Annotated in this window: 2 protein-coding genes; one reads left to right on the top strand and one right to left on the bottom strand. The window is 67.3% G+C overall.

Annotated features, from left to right (window positions below):
* Window positions 1-79 precede the first annotated feature (79 nt).
* Window positions 80-469: a hypothetical protein gene (locus R2733_00085; GenBank protein MEZ5374874.1), complete on the top strand. Its 390-nt coding sequence runs from the start codon at window positions 80-82 to the stop codon at window positions 467-469.
* Here R2733_00085 and R2733_00080 read toward each other — a convergent pair.
* The coding region (locus R2733_00080; protein MEZ5374873.1) for a bacterial transcriptional activator domain-containing protein at window positions 462-1,840 on the bottom strand (1,379 nt) is incomplete at its 5' end. The genes R2733_00085 and R2733_00080 overlap by 8 nt on opposite strands.

Below are 1,840 nucleotides of genomic sequence, written 5' to 3'. Positions count from 1 at the left end.
CAAATAGGATTGAACGCAGCCCACCCTCCGATGAAACCGTGTTCGTGGGTCCGCGGTCGCTCAGCGGAGGACGACGGCTATGCGTATCGATGACCAGAGAGAGGTGGACCCCTTCGGCGTACATGGGGCGGTCCTCCGCCAGAGGCACGCTCAGGGGCCGGACATCAGCAGCCACCTTCTACTGTGTGAGGCCATCGAGCTTGCCCACGGGCGGCGGCACTTGACGGTCGTTCACGGTGACCCCTGCGAGGTCTCAGCATCACGGCAGCTCTCTGAGTTCTATGAGGAGCTGCGTCGGTTGGCGGCCGGGTGCGAGTGGGTTCGTGTTCGGGGTAACGCCGAGTACGTGACTGTGACTGTCGGTGGCGCGGTCGCAGACGAGCAAATCGCGCTGTTCGAGGCGGCCGCAGCGTTTGCGAACCCAGGGAACTGGACGATCGTCGCCTCGCCCGTGCCGCCGCTCAGCTGACGGTGCTCGAGGTTCGCTGCGAACGGAGTTCGTTGTAGAGCGCGGTGGTCGCTGGCGACGGTTCGACCTCGAGGTCGGCCAGGTACACGCACAGCTCCTCGTACGCGCCGACGAGGCCTCGGGTGTTTCCGGCGTGCGCCTCGAGTCGCATGCGGAGCCGGTAGAGGTGCTCGTCTCCCGGGAGGCCGCGCAACCCTCGACTGATCGCGTGTCGGGCGAGGTCGTGCTGTCCGGCTTCCAGTGCGAGCGCGACGAGGCGGTCGACGGCTCGTTCGATGACACGGGCCGCTTCGGCGACGTCCTGGTCCCGGTGCGCCCAGTCGTAGCCGACGGCGTCAAACGGAGGACCTTCGACCATCGAGAGTGCCTCGCGCAGCGCTGACATCGCCTCGGTCGATGACATCTCATCCGCCGCAGCGACGGCTCTGCGGAGCAGGTCGAGGTCGGTCGTGACACGCGGGTGCAGCCGCAGCGTGCCGTGGGCACGGTCGGCCGCTGGCATGACTGGGGTGCCGTCGTCGAAGTCGCCGAGCGCCCGCCGGACTGCAGCGACGAAGTTCCACACCGTCTTCGGCTCGACGGGCTTGCCGCCCCAAAGCGCATCTTGCGCAGCCGATGCGGCGAGCGTCCCGCCTCGGCAGGCGAGCAGCACGGCGAGGATGAGTTCGCGTCGGCCGATGTCGGGTCGGTCTGGGATCGAAGGCACACCGAGCACCCGCACGACGAGTTCCGGCCCTGTCGACTCCGTTGCGAACAACTGGCCGTCCGAGTCGGTCGTGGGTTCGGCTGATCCGTTCGACGGGGTGTCGGTGGTCGTCATTTCGGCGCCGTGGCCGACGGTGAACACGTGGGTGGTGTCCACACCGTGTTCGTGTCCGTTCACCCGATGGTTGGTGATGACGGCCTGCTCGCCGCTGGGCCGTACTTCGTCGTTGCCGCCTTCATCTGTCGCATGCGGTCCAAGCGCCGAGGAGTCGACAGAGTCCGGCCCGACCTCCGGGAGGTCGACTACGGCGACGGTTGCGGCGGCGAGTGCATCGGCTGTCGAAGCATCGAGCCGGACCGGTGTGAAGTCGATACCGAGGGGTTCGAGCCGAGCAGTCAGCCCATCGCCGGAGATCTCGATTCGTGCTCCACCGTCTGCGATCGCGGCGCGGTCCGATGCCATCACGAGTGCTGCGCCTCGCCGCGGCGAGAACGTGGCACCTATGCCACCTTGGCAGCCGCTGGCGACGATGACGGTGGCCTCGATGGGTGCAGCGCCTCCAATGCGTGCGCGGAAGGTGTCGGCTCGTGAGTCGTGCCGGATTGCTGCGCCGACGGAGTCGATGGCGTTCGCTGCTGACTCGATCGCTTCCGTGAGTGTCTGCA

Source organism: Acidimicrobiales bacterium (assembly GCA_041394265.1).
Lineage (GTDB): Bacteria > Actinomycetota > Acidimicrobiia > Acidimicrobiales > SZUA-35 > JBBQUN01.
The sequence above is the reverse complement of the archived record's forward strand: the minus strand, read 5'-3'. Positions and strand labels throughout refer to the sequence as shown.

Coding starts and splice junctions, on each gene's coding strand:
- R2733_00085 (MEZ5374874.1), top strand. CDS start 80: ATGCGTATCGATGACCAGAGAGAGGTGGACCCCTTCGGCGTACATGGG.